The following is a 19,699-nucleotide window of genomic DNA, read 5'->3' as shown; positions in this document are numbered from 1 at the left end:
TCAGTGCTTGCCGAGCAGCCGGGTCGCAAGCACCGCCGCCTGGGTCCGCCGCTCCAGGCCCAGCTTCGCCAGCACGCTTGACACGTAGTTCTTCACCGTCTTCTCGGCCAGGAACATCTTCCCGGCGATCTCGCGGTTGGTGAGCCCCTCGGCGACGTACTCCAGGATCCGCCGCTCCTGCTCGGTGAGCGACTTCAGCTCCCGCGGCTGCTCCACGCCGCTGCGGATGCGCTCCAGCACCCGGGTGGTGATCGCCGGGTCGAGCAGCGACTGCCCGGCCGCCACCCGACGCACCGCGTCCACCAGATCGGTCCCCCGGATCTGCTTGAGCACGTAGCCGGCGGCGCCCGCCATGATCGCCGCGAACAGCGCCTCGTCGTCCTCGTACGAGGTGAGGATCAACCCCCTGATCGTCGAGTCCACGGCGCGGACGTCCCGGCAGACGTCGATGCCGTTGCCGTCGGGCAGCCGGGCGTCGAGGATCGCCACGTCGGGGCGGAGCGCGGGAATCCGCCGCGCCGCCTCCTGGGCCAGGCCGGACTCGCCGACCACCTCGATGTCGCCGCTGCTGGTGAGCAGGTCGGCCAGGCCACGACGGACGACCTCGTGGTCGTCGAGCAGGAACACCCGGATCATCAGTCCTTTCTACCGCTCCCCCGGCGCCCCCGCACGGGCCGAAGGTCCCGTCCGGCCCGCCCGGTCCGGGACGGTCGGTCTGGTCCGGGACGGTCGGCCCCGCCCAGGTGGGGACCTCCGGCCCTGCTCAGGGCCCATCGCGGTGACGCACCGTGAGAGTGGACCGACCGGAGGGAGCACGACCATGGGATATACCGTCCGGCAGCTACGGGCCGCGGTCGCCGACGCGGTACGCGCGCCGTCGCTGCACAACACCCAGCCGTGGCGGTTCCGGCTGCGCGACGGCGGCATCGAGGTCACCGTCGACCCGCACCGTGGCCTGCCCGCCACCGACCCGACCGGCTGGGGCGCGCGGATCGCCTGCGGGGCGGCGCTGCTCAACCTGCGGCTGGCGCTCGCCGTGGCGGGCACCCCGGCCACGGTCCGGCTACGCCCGTACCCGGCCGACCCGGACGTGGTGGCCCGGCTCGAACCCGACGTGCCGCGCCGGCCCACCCCGACCGAGCAGAGCCTGCACGGGGCGATCGCCCGCCGGTTCAGCAACCGTGCGCCGTTCTGGCCGGACCCGGTGCCGGCCGAGGCCCGCTGGCGGCTCGGCGAGGCGGCCCGCGCCGAGCAGTGCTGGCTGGAGCTGGTCATCGGCACCAGCGCGGTGAACGCGCTCGCCGAGGTCGCCCGCAGCGCCCACCGGGTGCTCGAACGCGACCCCGCGTACGTGGCCGAGCGGGTCGACTGGATGCGCTCGGAGCCCGCCCCCGACGGGGTGCCCGCCGCCGCCGGTGGGCCGCGGAGCGAACCGCAGGACCTGCTGCCGCAGCGCGGCTTCGGCGGTCGCCACCGCGCCCCCGGCCGGGACTTCGAACCGGAGCCGCTCGTAGCAGTGCTCGGCACCCCCGGCAACACCGCCACCGACCAGGTCGTCGCCGGGCAGGCGCTGCAACGGGTTCTGCTCACCGCCACCGACGCCGGGCTGGGCGCGTCGCTGCTCTCCCAACCGATCGAGGTGCCGGCGGCGCGGGAGGCGCTGCGGCTGTCCCTGGGCCGGTTCGGCACCCCGCAGATGGTCATGCGGATCGGCTACGGACAGCCGGGACGCGCCACCCCGCGTCGCCCGGTCGACGAGGTGCTCGACCTGCCTGTCGTGCCGGCCTGACCCCGCCGACGTCCCGGCCGGTCAGGCCGGCAGGGTGGCCAGCAGCGCGGCCTCCCGCTCCGGGGCCAGGCCCACCCGGGCCCGCGCCGGCCGGCCCGCCCGCGCCGGCACCCGACCCACCTCGCGCAGCCACCGCCAGGTGTCGGCGACCGTCTCCGCGACCGGCCGACAGACCAGACCCGCCGCGTACGCCCGCTCCACGTTCCGCTCCTGCAACCAGCGGTATTCATGCCCGCGCGGGATCCAGACCGGCAGGTCGTTCCATGGTTCCACCCCGGCGGCCAGGATCGGCTCCGGCGCCGTCCAGCGCAGGGTCGCGTCCGACCCGGTCGCCGCCACCACCGCGTCGAGCAGCTCACCCATCGTCGTGTGCCCGGTGCGACCGACCACGTTGTACGCTCCGCCGACGCCCTCGGCGCCCCGGTCCAGCAGCCAGATCGCCAGGTCGCGGACGTCGACGTACTGCACCGGGAGGTCGCGCGGGCCCGGTGCCAGCACCGCACCGCCCCGGGCGATCCGGTGCAGCCACCACGGCAGCCGGCCGATGTCCTCCCCCGGCCCGAGGATCAGGCCGGCCCGCGCCAGCAGCGCCCGGTCGCCGAACACCTCCACCGCGGCCCGCTCCCCGCCGGCCTTGTTGCTCGCGTAGTCGCCGTCGTCCGCGTCCGGCTCGGCGGCGACGGTCCGCGCTTCCTCCCCGGTGCCCAGGCCGACCGGCGGCGCGTACACCGAGCCGCTGGAGACGTAGACGTAGTGCGGCGCCGCACCGGCCAGCGCCCGCGCCGCGTCACGTACCGCCCGGGGCGCGCCGTCCCAGGTGTCCACCACCAGATCCCACTCGCCGCCGGCGAGCGCGGCGAGACCGTCGGGCGCGTCCCGGTCACCCCGCAACCGGTGTACGCCGGCCGGCGTCTCCCCGTGCACCCCCCGGTTGAACACGGTGACCGACCAGTCGCGGCGTACCGCCTCCGTCACCACCGCCCCACCGACGAAGCCCGTGCCACCCAGCATCAGCAGTCGCATGGCCCCCACCCTGCCCGGTGGCACCGTGCCCGGACACCAGGTTTCACGGTGAGCGGATCTGCCAACGGCAGAATGATCCACCCCGTTCCGCCCGATCGACGGAGTCGTCGCCGCTCCGGTGAGATGGCAAGAGATCTTGGTACGAATTAGCCCCTCTGGGGGCACTTTCGCACCAAGATCTATGGCGGTCCCGGCGGGCGGCGGAAGCGACTCGGTTCGCGGAGGCGCGAGTGAGTGCGGCCAGGCATAATCCGCCCCACCGCTGCTGGGTGGGCCGGGATGTCGGGTCCGGTGGCGGCGGGTGGAACGTCACGGGTGTCTGCGGCGCGTTGATGCACCCCTGGCGTTCCAGTCGTCGCCTGTCCGGAGCGCGGGTGGAACGGTATGGGTGTCTCGGGCGCGGTGATGCCCCCATACCCGTTGCAGTGGTGGGCCTGTCGGGAGCGCGGGTGGAATGTACGGGTGTGTGACGGGCGTGTGGAATGCCGGTCGTGGTGTGCCGCCCGGGTGTTCCGGGTGGGTGGGGTGTCGGGTTCGGGGGTGGTGGGTGGCACTCTGGCGGTGGAATGGTCGCGGGGGTGGGGGCGTTATAACCGGGTGAACGGCCGAGGAAGGCCAGCGCACCGGTTCGCCGCGCTGCCGACCCGCCCCCGGGAATGGCGGTGGGTAGCCGGTCGTTACACAGTCTCCCGGCCCCGTGGTGTGGCCCTGCCCCGCGGAGCAGCCGGTCCCCCCGCAAATCCTGAGCGCCTGACGGTGCTTGCCCGCGTGCCAACCCCCCTCTCGGTGCGCGTCGTCGACCCCCGAATGGAGCCCCCACCATGAACACGATCCTGCGTAAGAGCGTTCTGGGTGTTGCTGGTCTCGCGTTCACCGGTGGTGTGTTCGCCGGTCCGATCGCCGCCCACGCCGACACCCCCACCCACACCACCAAGCCGGTCGCGGCGGTGCAGGCCGAGGGCAAGCAGTCCACCATCACCCTCAACGACGAGCAGACCGCCAACGTCAAGGCGATCATCGCGGCGACGAAGAAGGCCGGCCTGCCCGAGCGGGCCGCGGTCATCTCCATCGCCACCAGCCTCCAGGAGTCGAAGCTGGAGAATCTGGGCCACCTCGGCGACACCAACGACCACGACTCGTTGGGCCTGTTCCAGCAGCGCCCGTCGTCCGGTTGGGGTAGCCCGGAGCAGATCACCGACCCGGAGTACTCGACCCTGGCGTTCCTGAAGGGTTTGAAGCAGGTCGACGGCTGGCAGGACATGCCGCTGACCGAGGCCGCCCAGACCGTCCAGGTGTCGGCCTACCCGGACGCCTACGCCCAGTGGGAGAACCAGGCCACCGACCTCGTCACCACGCACTGGAACAAGTAAGCAGCACCGCGAAGGCCGGCACCCCGAACCACGGAGTGCCGGCCTTCACGCGTACCCGGGTCAGGCCGGCGGCAGGATGAACGTCCACGTGGTGGTGGTCGTGCTGGCTGCGGCACCGACCGCGGTCAGTCCACCGTAGCTGCCCACCGGGACGCTGCTCGCCGCGTCGGCGAGCAGGCCGGTCACCCGGCCGCCGCCGGTCTGCGAACTGTTGCTGCGGACCGCGACCCCGGCCGGCGGGGTGAGGGTGGTAGTGGCGGCGTCGCCGTGCAGCCAGTACGACACGGCCCAGCTCTGCGCGGTGGTCACCGGCGCGTACGGGGTGGTCCGGGTGGCGGTGCTTGCCGGGTCGGTGGTCCGGGCGAACACCGGCGCGCCCGGCGCGACCCCCCGGTACGCGGCCAGCACCAGGTTGCCCTTCGCCTGGCCGTCCAGAGCCACCCGTACGGCTGTGCCCGCGTCCCCGGCGGTCGCGGTCTTCCACCAGGCGGTGGTGGTGGCGTAGCCCCCGTCGAGCCGGTCGAGGCGGTTCCAGCCGGTCACCCCGGTCGGCTCCCCGGTGCCGGTGTGGGTGTTCTGGCCGAGCAGGAGCAGCAGCATGTCCCCGGGCTGGACGGCGGTCGGGACGGTCACCGTGTGGCTGGTCCAGTTGGCGTTCGCGGTGGCCTGCCCGACGAAGGAGATCCGCTCCGGCACCGGCGCGACGGTGACCTCGACGGTCACGGTGCCGGTGGCGCCCCGGTCGTCGGTGACCGTCAGGGTGACCGGATAGGTGCCGGCCGCCGCGTACGTGTGGGAGGTGGTCGGCACTGACACGGTGTCGGTGGTGGACCCGTCGCCGAAGTTCCACAGGTGGTCCTGGACGGCGCCGTCGGCGTCGGTGGAACCGGCGCCGGAGAACGTGCACACCAGCCCGGAGCAGGTAGGTGCCAGATCGGCCACCGGCGGCTGGTTGGCCGGGCCGCCCGAGCCCTTGAGGATCTTCACGTAGTCGATGTCACCGGCGAAGTAGTCGCAGGTCACCTTCGTACCGTCGCATTGGCTCTTGCCGCCGACGGAGAGCTGCCAGGAGTTGGCGATGGTGCCGGTCGGCCCGTTGAGCCGGCTGGTCCGCACGCCGTCGACGTACATCTCCACGTAGGCGGCGGTGCGGTTGCACGTCACGGTGTGCCACTGGCCGTCGGCGATCGGCACGTCCGTGTAACCGGTCCGGGAGGCGCCGTCACCGCCGCGGAACAGGCACTTCGGCCTGCCGCCCGGCGCCTCGAACTTCCAGTAGCCGCCGGCGGTGTTGCCCTGTCCCTTCTGGAGGATGTTGCCGAAGGAGTACGTGGTCCGGTAGCGGATGGTCACCGAGAAGTCCCCGGCGTCCGGGTTGAAGTCGGTGCTGTGCGGCACCAGGTCCACGTGGCCCGGCACGTACTCCTGGTCCGTGGGCAGGTGGGTGGCGAACCGGTGGCCGGTGGCGCCGGCGTAGATCGCGCCGGTGACCACCTCGCCGCCGACCGCCCCGTGCCGTCCGCTGCCGCTGCTGTCCTTCAGGAGGGTCGACGACGCCGGCTCGTCCATGCTCCAGAACGCCATGGTCCGCGTCGCGGTGGCCTGCGCGGGGGCGGCTCCCACAGTCATCACCCCGGCCGTCGCGACGATCGCCGCCACGCCCAGTCGGGCGGCGTTCCGCCGCCATCTTCCCTGCCCGATCGTCCGCATGTGACCGCCTCCCTGCGCATCGGGCCTCACCCTGACATGCGCTGGACCTGCGCTCCATAACCCGCTCGGAGGATGCGGACCCGGCTCTCGGCGCGACGGGCGACCGATGTGGCCGGTGCCGACCGGCCGGTGGGACAGGCACGCCGATCAACCGGCGGCGGAGGGTGATTCTTCGGTGGGCGATACTGGGTTTGAACCAGTGACCTCTTCCGTGTCAAGGAAGCGCGCTCCCACTGCGCCAATCGCCCGGGGCAGTTCGCGAGCGGACGACGGGATTCGAACCCGCGACCCTCACCTTGGCAAGGTGATGCGCTACCAGCTGCGCTACGTCCGCGTCGTCACCGGCTCGCGCCGGCAACGGGGGAAACTCTACCCGACGCCCGGACCCACCGCGGCAGCCCCCCGACCGGTGGCGGTTGCGCTGGTCGCCGCCGGGGTACTGAGCGACACGACAGCACAACCATCCCCCTGAAGGAGGCTGTCGTGGGTATCGGTACGAGCATCTTCCTGATCGCGGTCGGCGCGATCCTCACGTTCGCGCTGAACGCCAACGTCGGCGGCGTCGACCTCGACGTCGTCGGCTGGATCCTGATGGCGGCCGGCGTCCTCGGCCTGATCATGACGACGCTGGTCTGGGGCCGGCGCCGCCAGGTGGTCACCACCACCGCCGAGCAGCCGGTGGAGTATCGCCGGGTGGAGGAGCGGCGGGACGTCACCCCGCCGATGTGATCCGACCGCACCGGGGGCCGACGGAGCTGATCGGTCCCCGGCCAAGCCTGGACGGGGGCGCCCAGCGGCGCCCCCGTTCGCGTACCCGGGTCAGGCTCTCATCAGCTCGTTGAGCGTGCCGTGGTCGAGCGCGTCGGCAAGCGCCTCGTACGTCCCGGCGCGGAACGCCTCCGCCGCCGCCCGGCCGGCCACCGCGTACGCAGCCGCCGCGACCCTCGACCCGAGGCTGATCCGGGCCACCCCGAGCCGCGCCAGATCGGCCACCGGCGGGGCCCCCGGCCCGACGAGCACGTTCAGCGGCGCCGGGATGGCGGCCACAAGCGCCGCCACGGTCTCCGGATCGACAGTCCCCGGCACGAAGATGCCGTCCGCGCCGGCGGCCAGGTATGCCTCGGCCCGGGCGACCGTCTCCGGCACCCCGCCGGCCCGGCGCAGGAACGTGTCCACCCGCGCGTTGAGGAAGAGGGGCACGCCGGTGCCGTCGGCGGTGGACCGGACCGCGGCGAGGCGGGCGCACTGCTCGTCGACCGCGCGCAACGGCCCGTCCCCGTCGTACCGGGCGTCCTCCACGTTCACGCCGACCGCGCCGGCCGCGAGCACCGCGGTCACGGTCTCGGCCACCTCGTCGGGGGTGTCGCCGAACCCGGATTCGATGTCGGCGGTGACCGGGAGGCGTACCGCCGCGGCGACCAGGCGGATCGCGTCTACGGCGGTCTCCCGGGCGAGTTCGTCACCGTCGGGCGCGCCGCGGCTCCAGGCCACGCCGGCGCTGGTGGTGGCGACCGCGCGGGCGCCGGCGGCGGCCACGATCCGGGCGCTCGCCGCGTCCCAGGCGTTGACCAGGACCAACGGTTCGCCGGGCAGGTGCAGGCTACGGAATTGCTGGGCTCGGATGCGCTGTTCGTTCACCCGGCCAGTCTCGGGTATGCGGGGCGCTCGCGGTGTCCCCGCCCGGGCGACGAGAAAGGCCGTGTCGAATGATCGACACGGCCTTTCCGCTGGTGGGCGATACTGGGTTTGAACCAGTGACCTCTTCCGTGTCAAGGAAGCGCGCTCCCACTGCGCCAATCGCCCTCGTCAACTGCCGAGGTGGAGACGGGATTTGAACCCGTGTACACGGCTTTGCAGGCCGTTGCCTCGCCTCTCGGCCACTCCACCGAGGTTGCCCCCGTCGTGCGTGGCGGCATCTCCGAGCGGACGACGGGATTCGAACCCGCGACCCTCACCTTGGCAAGGTGATGCGCTACCAGCTGCGCTACGTCCGCACGCCCCCGGCGTTACCCGGTGACGGATGAGAACTTTAGCCGAGCGGGGGAAGGCTTGCCAAATCGGATCCCCCTTCCGGCGCGTTGGGGGTGAACGGTGCGCACACCTCCAGGCTTCCTAGGAGCCTGGGTGGGTAGATCGGTGCGGCCGTGACAGGCCCGTCCACCTGCGAATCTGGCCGGGCAGCCGAGTGTCCGGCATCCGACTGCCCTACCGCCGACAGGCCGGTCCGGTAACTCCTCGTGGTCAACCGGATGGGTTACCGTAACGGCGTGACGAGACGAGCCGCCGAGATCCGCCTGGACGCGCTGCTGCGTACGGCCTGCGAGGTGATCGCGGAACGAGGGCTCGCCAACACCCGCACCGCCGACGTGGCGGAGGCCGCCGGGGTCAGCCAGGCGCTCGTCTTCTACCACTTCACGACCAAGGACCGGCTGCTCGCGCAGGCTTTCGCGTACGCCGTCGAGCAGGACCTGGCCCGGCTCGACGCGGTGCTCCGCTCCGCCGCCCCGCCACTGGCGAAGCTGCGCCGGATGCTCCGCCTCTACGCGCCGACCGGCCGCTCCGCCTCGTGGTCGATCTGGATCGACGGCTGGTCCGAGTCGCTGCGTACCCCGGAGTTGGAGAAGCTCTCCCGTCGCCTCGACCTGCGGTGGCGGCAGGACCTGGCCGCGGTGATCGCGGACGGCGTCGCCGACGGCACCTTCGCCTGTCCCGACCCGGCCGGCGCGGCCTGGCGGATCAGCGCCGTGATGGACGGCCTGGCGGTGCAGCTCGCGGTGCACGAGCGGGTGATCACCCGTCGGCAGATCGCCGAGTGGGTCCGCCTGGTCGCCGCCCGCGAACTGAGCCTGGAGCCCGGCCAGCTCGACTGAGGCCGCCGGCTCGACCGGCGAGCCCGGCGCCGCCGGTGAGGCGGGCGCGGGCCGGCGGGTGGACGTTCGCCAACGACAGGTCGCCGCCGTAGTGGGCCAGCACCCGGTGGTCCATCATCCGCCGCCACAGCGGGGGCAGCAGCGCGACGACCACCATGGTGGCGTAGCCGGCCGGGAGCTGCGGCGAGGCGTCGAAGCTGCGCAGCGCCTGGTAGCGCCGCAGCGGGTTGGCGTGGTGGTCACTGTGCCGCTGGAGCTGGAAGAGGAAGACGTTGGTGACCGTCCGGTCGCTGTTCCAACTGTGCCGCGGGTCGACCTTCTCGTAGCGGCCGGCGGCGGCGCGCTGCCGGGCCAGGCCGTAGTGCTCCAGGTAGTTGACCACCTCGAGCAGGGAGAAGCCGACCACCGCCTGGAGCACCAGGAAGATCAGCACGCCGGGGCCGAACGCCACCGCCAGCACGGCGTAGAGCAGCGCGGTCAGGGCCCAGGCGTTGAGCACGTCGTTGCGCCAGGTCCACGGGCTGCGACCGCGGAGCCGGAAGCGGCCGGCCTCCAGCCGCCAGGCCGAGCGCAGGCTCCCCAGGACGGTGCGCGGCCAGAACGCCCAGAACGATTCGCCGAGCCGCGAGCTGGCCGGGTCCTCGGGGGTGGCGACGCGGGTGTGGTGACCGCGGTTGTGCTCGACGAAGAAGTGCCCGTACCCGGCCGGCGCGAGCGCGATCTTCGACAGCTGGCGTTCCGCCTGCTCCCGCTTGTGCCCCAGTTCGTGGGCCGTGTTGATGGCGATGCCGTTCACCACCCCGACCGTGGCGACCAGACCGGCGGCGGCCGGCCAGGAGAGCCGGCCGCCGGCCCAGACGGCGCAGCAGAGCACCAGGGCCGCGTACTGGGCGGGCAGGTAGAGGTAGGTGAGCCAGCGGTAGTAGCCGTCGGCCTGCAACGCCGGCACCGCGACCTCGGGCGGGTTCTCCCGGTCGTCGCCAATCAGCAGGTCGATCACCGGGATGACGCCGAAGACCACCGCCGGGGTGAGCCACCAGGCCCAGCCGGAGCCACCGGCGTGCCAGATCGACCAGGCCACGAACGGCAGCGCCGGGACGAGCAGGGCGAGCGGCCAGAGCGGTCTACGGGGATCGCGCCACGGAACGGTCTCGGTGCGCATCGTCGAACTCCGATCGGTTGCTCCTGACCCGACTGTGTCAGCCGGGGAGCAATTTTACAAGACCGGAGTTTTTGTAAAGGGCGTCAGTGCCATTGCCGCCGGACGGTCCGCCGTCGCCCGAACGACGCCGCCTCGTCCTCCGACGGCCCACCGGCGGGACGGAGCAGGCGCCGCATGCGCAGCAGCAGCCCGCCGCCGAGGAAGAGCAGCAGCCCACCCAGCAGGAAGGCGGCCTGCACCACGCCGAAGCCACCCGTCTCGGCCACCGGCCGGCCGGCCGCGCCCGGCAGCGGCGGCTCCACCACCGCCGCGTCGGTCGGCTCGTCCGTCGCCGGCTCCTCGGTGGGCGGCTCCTCGCTCGGCGGATCGGTAGGCGCGGCGCTCGTCGGCGACGGCTCCGGCGTCGGCTCGGCCGCCTCACCCACCACCTGGCGCGAAGCGGTCCGTCGGGCCAGCAGCCGCAACTGCGGGTCGTACGCCTCGGCGGCGATGCTCACCCGGCCGCGCCCGATGTCCTCGGCGAAGGCCACCCGGTACTGCGCGGTCACGGTGCGGCCCGGGCAGAGGACCCCCGGGTCCAACTGCCGGTCGGTCAGGCGCGCGGTGTCCCCCTCGGCGCGGATCTCCAGCGGGAACGAGCCGGTCTCCTCCACCCGGTCCACCTTGACCTGGTCCAGCCGCAGGCCCTGCACCTGGAGAAGCATCGACCAGCGCACTTTCACGCAGTCGTTGCGGTCGGCGCGGTCGGACCGGGACACCACCGCGGAGAGCGTCTCCACCCGGTTGCCCGCGGTGAACTCGTCCGGCAGGCCGCTCAACTCCGTGGAGAAGGCCGCCGCCGCCCGGGCCGGCGCGGCCCCGCCGTACCCGGCTCCCGCCAGGCAGGTCAGCACCAGCCCGATCCGCAGCGCCTGCCGCCACCCGCTCACCACGCCTCCTCACCTCGGTCGTATCCACCCGCAACGCTAGGAGCGCGGCCCCCGCGCCGGTAGACGGGCGTGTTCGCACCCAACGTCAACATCGGGGGGCGGTTTCACCGACCGTGGTGAACCGGTCACGGCCACCCGCCGACACGCCCGGGATCGGCGGTGGGCCACAATCTCCGGGTGTCCGAGCTGTCCGCCGCGTTCGTCCGGCTGCACGCCCGCCTCACCCCGGTCGCGTTCGTCCCCGAGGTGCGGCTCTACCAGGCCGACGAGCCGATCGGCCTCTGGGAGCTGACCGAGGGCGAGTTCCACAGCGAACAGCCGCCCCCGTTCTGGGCCTTCGCCTGGGCCGGCGGGCAGGCGCTCGCCAGGTACGTCACAGACCACCCGGAGCTGGTCGCCGGCCGCCGGGTGCTCGACCTGGCCGCCGGCTCCGGCCTGGTCGCCATCGCCGCCGCCCGGTGCGGCGCGGCGGCCGTCCGGGCCGTCGAGGTGGACGAGCGGGCCGTCGCGGCGGTCGCCCTCAACGCCGACAGCAACGGGGTACGCGTCGACGCCGAACTCGGCGACGTCCTCGACTCCGACGCCGGGGACGCCGAGGTGGTGCTGGCCGGGGACGTGTTCTACAGCGAGGCGATGGCCCGGCGGATGCTGCGCTTCCTGCTCCGGGCCGCCCGCTCCGGCGCCCGGGTGCTCGTGGGTGACCCGGATCGGGCGTACCTGCCCCGCGAGCGCTTCCACGAGCTGGCCGCCTACGACGTGCCGGTCCCCGAGGCACTGGAGAGCGTCCGGATGAAGCACACCCGGGTGTGGGAGCTGAACCCCGCTCCGCCCGGCGCCCGCCGCCCCACCCGCGCCGGTTAGGCGGGGGCCCCGCTTAACCGGCGCGGTTAAGCGGGGCCCCCGCCTCTACCAAATGCGTTAAGCGGGGCCCCCGCCTTGCCAAAGTGGGGGTGGGGTGGTGCCGTTCGGTGGCGGTGCGGGGGATCCGGCGCGGAATAGCGTCGGCGCATGATCACACTTCGTGGGTTGACGAAACGGTTCGGCGGGGTGACCGCCGTCGACGACCTGACCGTCGAGATCCGCCCCGGCCAGGTGACCGGGTTCCTCGGCCCGAACGGCGCGGGCAAGTCCACCACCATGCGGATGGTGCTCGGGCTGGACCGGCCCACCGCCGGGGCGGCCCTGGTCAACGGCCGGGCGTACCGCACGCTGCGACACCCGCTGTACGAGGTGGGCGCGCTGCTCGACGCCACGGGTGTGCATCCGGCCCGCTCCGGCGTGGCGCACCTGCGGGCGATGGCTCGCAGCAACGGCGTGCCGGCCCGGCGGGTGGCCGAGGTGCTCGACCTGGTGGGCCTGGACGACCGGGCCGCCGGCAAGCCGGGACGGGCGCTGTCGCTGGGCATGGGGCAGCGGCTCGGCATCGCCGGCGCGCTGCTCGGCGACCCGCCGGTGCTGCTGCTCGACGAACCGGTCAACGGGCTCGACCCGGACGGGGTGCGGTGGATCCGCGGATTCACCCGCCAGCTCGCCGACGAGGGACGCACCGTGCTGATCTCCAGTCACCTGATGAGCGAGATGCAGCAGACCGCCGACCGGGTGGTGGTGCTCGGCCGCGGCCGGCTGGTGGCCGACGCGCCGCTTGCCGAGCTGATCGCCGCCCAACCGGCCGCCGCGGTCCGGGTACGCGGACCCGAGCCGGCCGCGCTCGCCGCGCTCGGTGACCGGCTGGCCGCCGAGGGCGCCACGGTCACCGCCAACGGGGACGGGTGGACCGTCACGGGGAGCACCGCCGGCCGGGTCGGCGACCTCGCGTACGAGCTGGGGGTGCGGCTGCACGAGCTGACCCCGGTGGCGCCCTCCCTGGAGGAGGCGTTCCTGGAACTGACCGCCGGCAGCGTCGAGTACGCCGCCGGCTCGACCGGAGGCGGGATCCGATGACCACGACGCCCACGCTCGACCGGACCCGGCCGGCCTCCGGGCCCGCGCCGGCCGGCCACCCGCTCGCCGGCGCGGTCGCCGCCGAGTGGACGAAGCTCTGGTCGGTGCGCTCCACCTGGTGGACGCTCGTCGCGGCGCTGGCCACCATGGCGGCCAGCGCCGCCCAGCTCGCCATCTACGCGGTGAACGCCAACACCGACGACGACCCGACCGTGAACCCCGGCGTGGTGCCGGTCGGGGACGTGGTGGCCGGCTCGCTGGAGCTGACCCAGTTCGTCGTGCTCGCGCTCGGCCTGTTCGCGGTCACGAGCGAGTTCGCCACCGGCACCATCCGCACCACCCTGCGCTGCACCCCGTCGCGGAGCCGGGTGCTCGCCGCGAAGGCGATCGTGGTCGGCGCGGTGACGTTCGGAGTCGGTCTGCTGCTCGGCACGGTCGGCGCGGCGGTGGCCGGGCCGGTGCTCGGCGAGTGGGGGCGGGCGCCGCTGGGCGGCACCGTCGCCGACGTGCTGGCCTGCTCCGCGTACCTTGCGCTCGTGGGTGTGCTGGCGCTCGGACTGGCCGCGGCGCTGCGCGGCCCGGTGCTGACCCTGACCGTGCTCCTCGCGCTGCTGTACATCGTGCCGCTGTCGTTGCAGGAGCCGGACATCACCGGGCTCACCCGGATCGCCGACGCGTTCCCCGCGGTGGCCGGGGCCCACTTCCTGGCCGGGGACACCGACCCGTACCCGGCGGCGGTGGGACTGCTGCTGCTCGCCGGCTGGGCCGCCGCCGCGCTCGTGCTCGGCCGGTGGGCGTTGACCCGACGCGACGCCTGACCCGCGAACGGCGCGGCGGGGCGGGGCTGGTCAGCCGGTGGGCGGCACCAGCCCCGCCTCGTACGCGAGGATCGCCGCCTGCACCCGGTTGCGCACGTCCAGCCGGGTGAAGACGCTCGTCAGGTAGCTCTTCACGGTGCCCTCGACCAGATGCAGCCGGCGGGCGATCTCGGCGTTCGACAGGCCCGCCCCGACAAGCGCGAGCACCTCCCGCTCCCGGTCGGTCAACCCGGCCAGCCGGTCCCGGGCGTGCGGGCCCCGGGCCAGCCGCCCGCCGCTCAGCTCGATCACCCGGCGGGCCACCCGGGGCGACAGGTACGCCCCGCCGTCGGCCACCGCGCGCACCCCCGCCAGCAGCTCCCGCGGATCGCCGGACTTGAGCAGGAAGCCGGCGGCGCCATGGCCGAGCGCGCGGGCGACCAGGTCGTCGTCGCCGAACGTGGTGAGCATGACCGGCGCGGTCTCCGGCACCAGGCGGCGGATCTGCGCCGCCGCGTCGAGCCCGTCGCAGCGGGGCATCCGGATGTCCAGCAGCGCCACCCGGGGCCGGTGCGCGCGCACCAGCTCCACCGCGGCGTGGCCGTCGCCCGCCTCGCCGACCACCTCGATGCCCGGGTCGGCGGCCAGGATCGCCCGCACTCCGGCGCGGACCATGGCCTCGTCGTCGGCGAGCACCACCCGCACCGGGTGTCCGTGGTCGTCGGTCATGACGCGATCCGCTCCTTGCTGACCAGTCGCCCGCCGGTGAAGCAGAGCCGCCAGCTCGGCTCCGCGAACGGGAAGTTGCCGTCGGTGTAGAACTCGCAGCCCGGCGCCGCGCCGTCCGGGGGCGGGTCGGCCTGCCGGCGGGGCAGCCCGAGCGTGTCGCGCTGCTCGCCAAGCCGCAACCGGTCGTAGCCGGACCGGTCCAGCACCGCGCCGGCCGTGGCGAGCGGGTAGTAGACGAGCGCGAGCACCAGGGCCAGCCCGGCCGGCGCGCCGAACGCGACGAGCAGGCTGCGCCGTACCCGCCGGCGGGCCTCTCGGAGGCGGTGCGCCTCGCCGGTGGGGGTCGGGGACGGTGCCGATCCGGACTCGTCGATGTCGAGCGGACCGGCACCGGCCAGCGGAAGGCGTGCCGTGACCGCCCAGCCGCCGTCGCGGGGGCCGGCGTCCAGGGCGCCGCCGGCGAGGCGTACCCGCTCGCGCAGCGCCAGCAGCCCGGAGCCGTGCGACGCCGGCCCGGGCAGCGGGCCGGCCGGGGCCGGCGGATTCACCACCGCGACGGTGACCGCGTCGGCGGCGTGCTCCACCGCGACCGTGACCGGAGTGCCCGGGGCGTAGCGGGCGGCGTTGGTCAGCGCCTCCCGGACCAGCCGGTGCACGGCGTGCGCGACAAGCGGCGGCAGGCCGGCGTCCGCGCGCCTCGCGTCCGGCCCGGCGGACCCGCCCGCGACGGACGGCCCGGCGGTCCGGTCGGCGCTTTCCGGACCGACGCGTAGATCGACGATCATGCCGGCGTCGCGGGCGCCGTCGACCAGGTCCGCGACCGTCTCGCCCGGTGGCCGTCGCGGGCGCTCCTCGCGCAACACGCCGATCACCTCGTGCAGCCGCTCGGTGGCGGCGGCGACGCTGGCCCGCAGCTCCCCCGCCGCCGCGCGCTGGGCCGGGGGCAGCTCGGGCGCCAACTCCAGCGCGCCGGCCCGCAACGCGATCAGGCTCAGGTCGTGCCCGAGCGAGTCGTGCATGTCCTGGGCGATCCGGGCCCGCTCGCGCAGGCGGACCCGTTCCGCCGCGCTCCGCCGCTCCGCCTCGGCGTGCCGCCGCCCGGCCGCGGCAAGCGCCCGGTGCTGCCGCCGCAGCCGGCCCAGCAGCCAGGGGAACACGCCGGCGAAGAGCAGCACCGAGGCGAGCAGGAACCAGGTGGCCGGCTCGGTGCCCAGCAGGCCCAGATTGAGCACGGTGCCGCTCACCGCGACGGCGGCGAACACGGCCGCGGCCGGCGCGGCCCGCGCGCTGCGCAGGCCGGCCAGGTAGCCGAAGACCGGGATGGCGAACACCACGTTGCCGTCGACGAGCGAACCGGCCACCACCGCCAGCACCGCCGCGAGCGGCCACCGCCGGGCCGACGCCACCGCCAGGCCGAGCAGCGCCAGCACGCCGGCAAGCAGCGCCGCCTCGTACGGCCGCCACGGCGGGGTGAGCCGGGCGTACGTCACAGGCGTCGCGAGCACGGCCCAGAGCAGCAGGTCACCGGCCCGGTGCCGGGCCGCCGACGACATCCGGCGCAGGTCCACGGCGGCCACGCTACCGACGCGCGGCCGGTCCGGGCACCGACGAAAGTCAGATCTCCTCGGCCCAGGCCCGCCAGTCGTCGAGCACGCCGTACAGGGCGGGGGTGAGCCAGCCGGGCGCCGAACGGCGGAACACCCCCGGGTCCATCCCGCCGGCGCCGTCCGGCAGCGCGCCGAGCAGGTTCGGCACCAGCTCGGACAGGTTGAGCCAGTGCACCAGCTCCGCCTCGGCCGGCCAGGCGCCGATCACCACGCCGGCCGGCACGGCCCGCCGCTCAAGCGCCTCGAGCGTCAGCGCGGTGTGGTTGAGCGTGCCCAGCCCGGCCCGCGCCACCACCACGGCCGGCGCGCCGAGCGACACCGCCAGGTCGGCCACCGTCCACGGCTCGCCGGACGGCCGCAGGCCCATCGGTACGAGCAGGCCGCCGGCGCCCTCGACAAGCACCAGGTCGTGCTTGTCGGCCTCCTCGCGGATCGCGTCGACCGCGTTGTAGAGCTCCAGCGGCGGCAGCTCGGCGACCCGGGCCGCGGCGAGCGGGGCGAGCGGGTCCGGATAGCTGGCGAGCGTCCGGCCGGTGAGCGGGGCGGCCAGCCGGTTCACCGAGTCGACGTCGCCTGGTTCACCGGTGGCCGTACCTGTCTGTCCGGGCTTGACCACCGCGACCCGCAGGCCGGCCGCCTGCGCGGCGGCGGCGACGGCAGCGGTCACCACGGTCTTGCCGACCTCGGTGTCCGTGCCGGTCACCAGGACCGCTCCGGTCCAGCCGTCACTCATGAGGCACACTCCACCACCACGTCCAGCGCCCGTTCGAAGTCCGCCCGGTCCACCCCGGCGCCGATGGTCAGCCGCAGCCGGGAGCGGCCGTCCGGCGTGGACGGCGGGCGGAAGCAACCGACCGCCACGCCCCGGTCCCGGCAGGCCGCCGCCCACGCGGTCGCCGCCTCCGGCCCGGGCGCGGCCACCGACACCACAGCCGCGTCGGGGGCGGAGACGGCCAGCCCCGCCCCGCCCAGCCGGCGCACCGCGAACGCGACCCGGTCGGCCAGCTCGGCGCGGAGCGCGTCGCCGGCCCGGGCCAGCCGCGCGGCGGCGTGCACCCCGGCCACCACGGCCGGTGGCGGCGCGGTGTCGAAGATGAACGTGCGGCCGGTCTCCACCAGGTGCCGGACGAACTCCCCCGGACCGGCGACCACGCCGCCGGCACCGCCGAGCGCCTTGGACAGCGTCGCCGTGACCACCACGTCGGGCTCCCCGGCGAGCCCGGCGGCGGCCACCCCGCCGGCCCCGGCCGGGCCGGTGACGCCGAGCGCGTGCGCGTCGTCGACGAGCAGCAACGCGCCGTGCCGGCGGGCCACCGCGTGCAGGTCCGCGAGCGGGGCCAGGTCGCCGTCGACGGAGAAGACCGACTCGGTCACCACCACGGCCGGCCGGCCGGGCGCGGCGGCCAGCGCGGCGGCCACCGCCGCCACGTCGGCGTGCGGCGTCACAAGCGTCTCGGCGCGGGAGATCCGGCAGCCGTCGATGAGCGAGGCGTGGTTGTGCGCGTCGGAGACGAGCAGCGTACGCGGCTGGGTCAGGCCCCGGACGGCGGCGAGGTTGGCCAGGTAGCCGGAGGAGAACACGAGCGCCCGGTCGACGTCGAGCCAGTCGGCCAGCTCGTCCTCGAGCGCGTGGTGCGGGTCGGTGGAGCCACGCACCAGGCGCGACCCGGTGGCGCCCAGGCCGTACCGGGACAGGGCCGCCGCGGCGGCGGCGGTGACCTCCGGGTGGGTGGCCAGGCCGAGGTAGTCGTTGCCGGCCAGGTCGACCACGGCGTCGTCGGCGGCGCGCGGGCGCAGCGTGCGGGTCAGGCCCGCCTCGGCCCGCCGGGAGGCGGCGCGGTCCAGGGCCGCCAGCCAGTCCGCCACCGCGTCGTCCCCTCCCGCCGAGCGTCGCCCCCGCCGGGCGCTTCCGCGGGGCGAAGTTACCACCCGGGCCGGCGGGCCCGGCGTGGCGCGGTCCCGGCTCGCCGGGCCGCTCACGACGGTTTCCCGCCGTTCCGGCGGCCTGTTAGGTTACGAGCCATGCCAGAGATCCTCGACCAGGCCCGGACCCGGGTGCTGGGCAACGGCGTCGGCCTGGACGAGGCGGACATCCTTGCCGTGCTGAACCTGCCCGACGAGCACCTGCCCGCCGCCCTTCAGCTCGCCCACGAGGTCCGGATGCGGTGGTGCGGCCCGGAGGTCGAGGTCGAGGGCATCGTCTCGCTGAAGACCGGCGGCTGCCCGGAGGACTGCCACTTCTGCTCCCAGTCCGGCCTGTTCACCTCGCCGGTCCGCTCGATCTGGTTGGACATCCCGGCGCTTGTCGAGGCCGCGAAGCAGACCGCCGCGACCGGGGCCACCGAGTTCTGCATCGTGGCCGCCGTCCGCGGCCCGGACGCCCGGCTGATGAAGCAGATGCGCGAGGGCGTGGCGGCCATCCGCGCGGCTGTCGACATCCAGGTCGCCGCCTCGCTCGGCATGCTCACCCAGGAGCAGGTCGACGAGCTGGTCGAGATGGGTGTGCACCGCTACAACCACAACCTGGAGACCTGCCGCTCCCACTTCCCCAACGTGGTCACCACGCATTCCTGGGAGGAGCGCTGGGAGACGCTGCGGATGGTCCGCGAGTCCGGCATGGAGGTCTGCTGCGGCGGCATCCTCGGGCTCGGCGAGTCGGTGGCGCAGCGGGCCGAGTTCGCCGCCCAGCTCGCCGAGCTGGACCCGCACGAGGTGCCGCTAAACTTCCTCAACCCGCGCCCGGGCACGCCCCTGGGCGACCAGCCGGTGGTCGAGGGCAAGGACGCGCTGCGGGCCATCGCCGCGTTCCGGCTGGCCATGCCGCGCACCATCCTGCGGTACGCGGGCGGCCGGGAACTCACCCTCGGTGACCTCGGCACCCGCGACGGCCTGCTCGGCGGCGTGAACGCGGTCATCGTCGGCAACTACCTGACCACGCTGGGCCGGCCGGCGACCGACGACCTGAAACTGTTGAACGACCTGAAGATGCCGGTGAAGGCGCTCTCGGCGACCCTGTGAGGCGATGGTGACGGAGCTGACCCGACCCGCCGCGCCGGCAGACGACGCGGGCGCGGCGGCGTCCTGGTGCGACAGGTGCGGCGAGTCGGTGGCCGCCGGCCCGCACCCGGCGTGCGTGGCGGCCCGGGCGTGGGAGCCGCCGCGCTGGTGCGCGTCCTGCCGGCGGCGGATGAAGGTGCAGGTCGTGCCGGCCGGCTGGTCGGCGGTCTGCGTCGAGCACGGCGAGCGGCGGGGCTGAGGCGATGCTGCGGGGACGGGCGGTGACGCTGCGGCCGGCGACGGACGCCGACGTGGACGCGCTGGCCGCGATCCGGGCCACCCCTGAGGTCCGCCGCTGGTGGCGCGGCGACGACGACCTGGCCGGGGCGGTCCGCGCCGACCTGGCCGACGACTCGCTCACCGTCTACGTGATCGAGCACCACGGCCGGCTGGTCGGCGCGATCCAGTGGTACGCCGAGACCGACCCCGACTACCGCCACGCCAGCCTGGACATCTTCCTCGAACCGGCGGCACGTGGGGCCGGCCTGGGCGGGGACGCCATCCGCACGCTGGCCCGGCACCTTGCCGACGAGTACGGCCACCACCGGTTCACCATCGACCCGGCGGCGGCGAACACCGCGGCGATCCGGGCGTACGCGAAGGTGGGGTTCCGCCCGGTGGGCATCATGCGCCGCTACGAGCGCGGGTCGGACGGCCGCTGGCACGACGGCCTCCTGATGGACCTGCTCGCCGAGGACCTGGCCGACTGATCGAC

General features: G+C 74.5%; 20 protein-coding genes and 5 tRNA genes. 10 read left to right on the top strand and 15 right to left on the bottom strand.

Annotated features, from left to right (window positions below):
* The gene (locus tag SM450_RS12370) at window positions 1–636 is read right to left on the bottom strand and encodes a response regulator (RefSeq protein WP_474619859.1); all 636 of its coding nucleotides are present in this window, start codon (window positions 634–636) and stop codon (window positions 1–3) included.
* A gap of 184 nt (window positions 637–820) precedes the next feature.
* On the opposite strand from SM450_RS12370, the gene SM450_RS12365 reads away from it, so the two are divergent.
* Window positions 821–1,789: an Acg family FMN-binding oxidoreductase gene (locus tag SM450_RS12365; protein ID WP_474619858.1), complete on the top strand. Its 969-nt coding sequence runs from the start codon at window positions 821–823 to the stop codon at window positions 1,787–1,789.
* Between the two features lie 21 nt (window positions 1,790–1,810).
* Here the strand turns inward: SM450_RS12365 and SM450_RS12360 are convergent, their stop codons facing one another.
* The gene (locus SM450_RS12360; protein WP_474619857.1) at window positions 1,811–2,812 is read right to left on the bottom strand and encodes an NAD-dependent epimerase/dehydratase family protein; all 1,002 of its coding nucleotides are present in this window, start codon (window positions 2,810–2,812) and stop codon (window positions 1,811–1,813) included.
* 821 nt (window positions 2,813–3,633) lie between these two features.
* On the opposite strand from SM450_RS12360, the gene SM450_RS12355 reads away from it, so the two are divergent.
* A complete protein-coding gene (locus tag SM450_RS12355) occupies window positions 3,634–4,182 on the top strand; it encodes a hypothetical protein (RefSeq protein WP_474619856.1) in 549 nt (182 codons plus the stop codon).
* 60 nt (window positions 4,183–4,242) lie between these two features.
* On the opposite strand, the gene SM450_RS12350 is transcribed toward SM450_RS12355, so the two are convergent.
* The 3 genes from SM450_RS12350 to SM450_RS12340 all read right to left on the bottom strand — a co-directional run bounded on the left by SM450_RS12350 (window position 4,243) and on the right by SM450_RS12340 (window position 6,226).
* Window positions 4,243–5,892: a PKD domain-containing protein gene (locus tag SM450_RS12350; protein ID WP_474619855.1), complete on the bottom strand. Its 1,650-nt coding sequence runs from the start codon at window positions 5,890–5,892 to the stop codon at window positions 4,243–4,245.
* Between the two features lie 176 nt (window positions 5,893–6,068).
* Window positions 6,069–6,140 (bottom strand) — tRNA-Val (locus tag SM450_RS12345).
* 13 nt (window positions 6,141–6,153) lie between these two features.
* Window positions 6,154–6,226, bottom strand: a tRNA-Gly gene (locus SM450_RS12340).
* Between the two features lie 149 nt (window positions 6,227–6,375).
* On the opposite strand from SM450_RS12340, the gene SM450_RS12335 reads away from it, so the two are divergent.
* The gene (locus SM450_RS12335) at window positions 6,376–6,621 is read left to right on the top strand and encodes a DUF6458 family protein (RefSeq protein WP_393519469.1); all 246 of its coding nucleotides are present in this window, start codon (window positions 6,376–6,378) and stop codon (window positions 6,619–6,621) included.
* A 90-nt stretch (window positions 6,622–6,711) separates the two neighbouring features.
* Here the strand turns inward: SM450_RS12335 and SM450_RS12330 are convergent, their stop codons facing one another.
* From SM450_RS12330 to SM450_RS12315, 4 genes are all read right to left on the bottom strand, one after another.
* A complete protein-coding gene (locus SM450_RS12330) occupies window positions 6,712–7,530 on the bottom strand; it encodes an isocitrate lyase/PEP mutase family protein (protein WP_474619854.1) in 819 nt (272 codons plus the stop codon).
* A 90-nt stretch (window positions 7,531–7,620) separates the two neighbouring features.
* A tRNA-Val gene (locus SM450_RS12325) sits at window positions 7,621–7,695 on the bottom strand.
* 13 nt (window positions 7,696–7,708) lie between these two features.
* A tRNA-Cys gene (locus SM450_RS12320) sits at window positions 7,709–7,779 on the bottom strand.
* A 34-nt stretch (window positions 7,780–7,813) separates the two neighbouring features.
* Window positions 7,814–7,886: transfer RNA gene (locus SM450_RS12315), tRNA-Gly, on the bottom strand.
* A 273-nt stretch (window positions 7,887–8,159) separates the two neighbouring features.
* On the opposite strand from SM450_RS12315, the gene SM450_RS12310 reads away from it, so the two are divergent.
* Window positions 8,160–8,762, top strand: coding sequence for a TetR/AcrR family transcriptional regulator (locus SM450_RS12310; RefSeq protein WP_474619853.1), 603 nt, complete (start codon window positions 8,160–8,162; stop codon window positions 8,760–8,762).
* Here SM450_RS12310 and SM450_RS12305 read toward each other — a convergent pair.
* Both SM450_RS12305 and SM450_RS12300 read right to left on the bottom strand, forming a co-directional pair.
* Entirely contained in the window at window positions 8,683–9,924 is a 1,242-nt protein-coding gene (locus SM450_RS12305) for an alkane 1-monooxygenase (protein WP_474619852.1), read from the bottom strand. The genes SM450_RS12310 and SM450_RS12305 overlap by 80 nt on opposite strands.
* A gap of 83 nt (window positions 9,925–10,007) precedes the next feature.
* A complete protein-coding gene (locus SM450_RS12300) occupies window positions 10,008–10,853 on the bottom strand; it encodes a hypothetical protein (RefSeq protein ID WP_474619851.1) in 846 nt (281 codons plus the stop codon).
* Between the two features lie 177 nt (window positions 10,854–11,030).
* Between SM450_RS12300 and SM450_RS12295 the strand changes: the two genes are divergently transcribed.
* The 3 genes from SM450_RS12295 (at window position 11,031) to SM450_RS12285 (ending at window position 13,612) form a co-directional block, all read left to right on the top strand.
* Window positions 11,031–11,714, top strand: a complete 684-nt coding sequence (locus SM450_RS12295; protein WP_474619850.1) for a class I SAM-dependent methyltransferase — start codon at window positions 11,031–11,033, stop codon at window positions 11,712–11,714.
* Between the two features lie 147 nt (window positions 11,715–11,861).
* Window positions 11,862–12,794: an ABC transporter ATP-binding protein gene (locus tag SM450_RS12290; RefSeq protein ID WP_474619849.1), complete on the top strand. Its 933-nt coding sequence runs from the start codon at window positions 11,862–11,864 to the stop codon at window positions 12,792–12,794.
* Window positions 12,791–13,612, top strand: a complete 822-nt coding sequence (locus SM450_RS12285) for an ABC transporter permease (RefSeq protein ID WP_474619848.1) — start codon at window positions 12,791–12,793, stop codon at window positions 13,610–13,612. Before SM450_RS12290 ends, SM450_RS12285 begins: the two co-directional genes overlap by 4 nt.
* Window positions 13,613–13,642: 30 nt before the next feature.
* On the opposite strand, the gene SM450_RS12280 is transcribed toward SM450_RS12285, so the two are convergent.
* From SM450_RS12280 to SM450_RS12265, 4 genes are read right to left on the bottom strand one after another with little or no spacing between them, the layout of a single operon-like run.
* Window positions 13,643–14,320, bottom strand: a complete 678-nt coding sequence (locus SM450_RS12280) for a response regulator (RefSeq protein ID WP_474619847.1) — start codon at window positions 14,318–14,320, stop codon at window positions 13,643–13,645.
* Window positions 14,317–15,888, bottom strand: a complete 1,572-nt coding sequence (locus SM450_RS12275; protein ID WP_474619846.1) for a sensor histidine kinase — start codon at window positions 15,886–15,888, stop codon at window positions 14,317–14,319. Before SM450_RS12275 ends, SM450_RS12280 begins: the two co-directional genes overlap by 4 nt.
* A 46-nt stretch (window positions 15,889–15,934) precedes the next feature.
* A complete protein-coding gene (gene bioD / locus SM450_RS12270; RefSeq protein WP_474619845.1) occupies window positions 15,935–16,660 on the bottom strand; it encodes a dethiobiotin synthase in 726 nt (241 codons plus the stop codon).
* On the bottom strand, window positions 16,657–17,793 hold the full coding sequence (locus SM450_RS12265) for an 8-amino-7-oxononanoate synthase (RefSeq protein WP_474619844.1): 1,137 nt from the start codon (window positions 17,791–17,793) through the stop codon (window positions 16,657–16,659). The genes bioD and SM450_RS12265 overlap by 4 nt, the downstream gene beginning before the upstream one ends.
* Window positions 17,794–17,949: 156 nt before the next feature.
* Here SM450_RS12265 and bioB point away from each other — a divergent pair, with 156 nt between their 5' ends.
* From bioB to SM450_RS12250, 3 genes are read left to right on the top strand one after another with little or no spacing between them, the layout of a single operon-like run.
* On the top strand, window positions 17,950–18,945 hold the full coding sequence (bioB, locus tag SM450_RS12260; RefSeq protein WP_474619843.1) for a biotin synthase BioB: 996 nt from the start codon (window positions 17,950–17,952) through the stop codon (window positions 18,943–18,945).
* A 4-nt stretch (window positions 18,946–18,949) separates the two neighbouring features.
* Complete coding sequence (bsaP, locus tag SM450_RS12255; protein WP_474619842.1) at window positions 18,950–19,183, top strand: biotin synthase auxiliary protein BsaP; 234 nt, start codon at window positions 18,950–18,952, stop codon at window positions 19,181–19,183.
* A gap of 4 nt (window positions 19,184–19,187) precedes the next feature.
* The gene (locus SM450_RS12250; RefSeq protein WP_474619841.1) at window positions 19,188–19,694 is read left to right on the top strand and encodes a GNAT family N-acetyltransferase; all 507 of its coding nucleotides are present in this window, start codon (window positions 19,188–19,190) and stop codon (window positions 19,692–19,694) included.
* Window positions 19,695–19,699 lie beyond the last annotated feature (5 nt).

The organism is Micromonospora marincola (genome assembly GCF_056150385.1).
This window is presented reverse-complemented; position numbering and strand designations above follow the sequence as displayed.